This window comes from Neisseria sp. P0021.S005 (assembly GCF_051956955.1).
Map to the genome: position 1 here is coordinate 1 of NZ_JBQCWY010000441.1, position 2,577 is coordinate 2,577.

Sequence of the window (2,577 nt, forward strand, 5' to 3'; positions counted from 1 at the left end):
TTGATGAAACTTCTTACTAAACTTAAAAAGAAAAAGACCCTTTAACCATGCCTTCAGAACACCTTATTTCTTCCACTGCCGCAACGCCGTCTGAACATACCGTTGCGTGGGTGTTCGGTCAGCCTGTTACCGATGTGCCGCAGGATTTGTTTATTCCGCCTGATGCGTTGAAGGTGGTATTAAGCAGCTTCCAAGGGCCGTTGGATTTGCTGCTGTACCTTATCCGCAAGCAGAATATCGATGTCCTCGATATTCCTATGGTGAAGATTACTGAGCAGTATCTGCACTATATTGCCCAAATGGAAGCGTATCAGTTTGATTTGGCGGCGGAATACCTGTTGATGGCAGCAATGCTGATTGAAATTAAATCGCGCCTGCTGTTGCCGCGTCCTGAAGAAGTTGAGGATGAAGAGGCGGATCCGCGTGCCGAGCTGGTGCGCCGTCTGTTGGCTTACGAACAGATGAAACTGGCGGCTCAGGGTTTGGATGCGTTGCCGCGCGCCGGACGTGATTTTGCTTGGGCGTATTTGCCGCTGGAAATTGCGGTCGAAGCAAAGTTGCCGGAAGTGTACGTTGCCGATTTGACGCAGGCTTGGTTGGGTATTTTATCGCGTGCCAAGCATACGCGCAGTCATGAAGTGGTGCGGGAAACCATTTCCGTGCGTGCGCAGATGACGGCGATTTTGCGTCGTTTGAACGAAAGCGGTATCAGCAAGTTCAGCGATTTGTTTAAGCCGGAGCAGGGCGCGACATATGTGGTGGTCAATTTTATTGCATTGCTGGAATTGGCTAAAGAGGGCTTGGTGCGTATCGTACAGCCGGAAAATTATGGCGAAATCGAAATCAGCCTGAAAGACGGTTTGGAAACAAATGAAGCCGAAATGTTTTCAGACGGCCTTGAAGCCGATGAAACCGATAACGAAAATTTGAATAAAGAGAACTAAAATGAATTCGACGACGAGTCATACCAAAGCTTCTTTATGGGCGGTGGGCTTAATGCTGTTTGCCCTGTTTTTTGGGGCAGGGAACTTGATTTTTCCAGCTTTTTTGGGACAGCAGGCCGGTGAAAACTGGCTTTCGGCGATGTTCGGTTTTCTGCTGACCGGGGCGGGTTTGCCATTGTTGGGCGTGATTGCCGTCGGCTATTCCGGCTCGCGCGATGTGGAAGCATTGGCCTCCCGTGTTGCGCCTTGGTACGGCGTGACTTTTGCCACTGCGCTTTATCTGGCAATCGGCCCTCTGTTTGCCATGCCGCGTACGGCAACGGTATCTTTTGAAACTGCAATTTCTCCTTTCATTGATGAGTCTTGGAAAAACATCGCATTGGCCGTATTCAGCCTGGTGTTTTTCGGTATTACTTATTGGCTGTCGATTTCTCCGGGTAAGCTGGTTGACCGTATCGGTAAAATCCTTACGCCCGTTTTGTTGCTAGCAATTGCAATATTGGTCGGCTATGCCGCTATTAACCCGATGGGTATGCCGCAGGCGGCGCAAGGCGATTTTGCTACTCATCCGTTGGTTAAAGGCATTTTGGAAGGCTACGGCACCATGGACGCGCTGGCTTCGCTGGTGTTTGCCATTATCGTCATCGATGCCGTTCGCGCCATGGGCGTGGACAATCGCGCGGACTTGCTGAAGACCACGACGATTTCGGGCGTGTTGGCAGCTTCTTGTTTGGCAGTGGTTTATCTGTTTATCGGCTATATGGGCGCGACAGGTGTGGCCGGTATCGGCTTACAGGAAAACGGCGCGTCGGTTTTGTCTAAAACCGCACAGCACTATTTCGGTACGGCCGGTATTGTGTTGCTTGGCGTCATGGTGCTGCTTGCCTGTCTGAGTACGGCGGTTGGCTTGATTACTTCATGCGCCGAATATTTCAACCGTCTTTGCCCGGGTATTTCTTATAAAATCTTTGTGATACTGAATACGGTGGTGTCTATCCTGTTGGCCAACAAAGGCCTGTCAGCGATTTTGCAGTTTTCCATCCCTATGTTGATGCTGTTGTATCCGCTGACCATCGTCATCATTTTGCTGGCCTTGACAGATAAACTGTTTGGCGGCGGCCGTATTGTCTATTTCTGCACCATGATGGCGGCCCTTATGGTCGGCTTGCTCGATGCCTATAAGGCCGCGTTTGGATTTGATGCCGATACCGCAGCTGCCATCGAGCGCGCATTGCCGTTTTACAATATCGGTCTAGGGTGGGTTGTTCCCTCTTTAGCCTGCTTTATACTCGGCTGTATTTTGAATGCGGCGTTGAAGAAAAAAGCATGATGATAAACAGGCCGTCTGAAAATGTTCAGACGGTCTGTTTATTTCGCCGACCACGCAAACGACAGATGATTTTTTTAAAGAAATCCGTTATAATTGAAAAGTTAAGGCTTTGCGAAATACCGTTTCGCAGATGCAACATATTGAGAAGATTTATTTCCACAAATCCCGTTTTTTCAGCAAACGACTTGAACTGAAGGCGGATTTCGTGGTATAAATCGCGTTTTACTATTTTAGAAGTTTGGAGACTAACCATGGCACGAGTTTGCAAAGTGACCGGTAAGCGCCCGATGTCTGGCAATAACG

The 2,577-nt window shown here is 49.2% G+C and carries 3 protein-coding genes; 2 read left to right on the top strand and 1 reads right to left on the bottom strand.

The genetic code is table 11. The features are described from left to right. Window positions 1-47: 47 nt before the first annotated feature. Entirely contained in the window at window positions 48-944 is an 897-nt protein-coding gene (locus ACTHUE_RS15295) for a segregation and condensation protein A (RefSeq protein WP_049336062.1), read from the top strand. 1 nt (window position 945) lies between these two features. Further along, window positions 946-2,274: a branched-chain amino acid transport system II carrier protein gene (brnQ, locus tag ACTHUE_RS15300; RefSeq protein WP_070695447.1), complete on the top strand. Its 1,329-nt coding sequence runs from the start codon at window positions 946-948 to the stop codon at window positions 2,272-2,274. A 25-nt stretch (window positions 2,275-2,299) separates the two neighbouring features. Here brnQ and ACTHUE_RS15305 read toward each other — a convergent pair. Continuing rightward, the coding region (locus ACTHUE_RS15305; RefSeq protein WP_440423917.1) for a hypothetical protein at window positions 2,300-2,577 on the bottom strand (278 nt) is incomplete at its 5' end.

What these genes read in the sequence shown, in the direction of transcription:
- ACTHUE_RS15295 (WP_049336062.1), top strand. Translation starts at nt 48, where the DNA reads ATGCCTTCAGAACACCTTATTTCTTCCACTGCCGCAACGCCGTCTGAA.
- brnQ (WP_070695447.1), top strand. Translation starts at nt 946, where the DNA reads ATGAATTCGACGACGAGTCATACCAAAGCTTCTTTATGGGCGGTGGGC.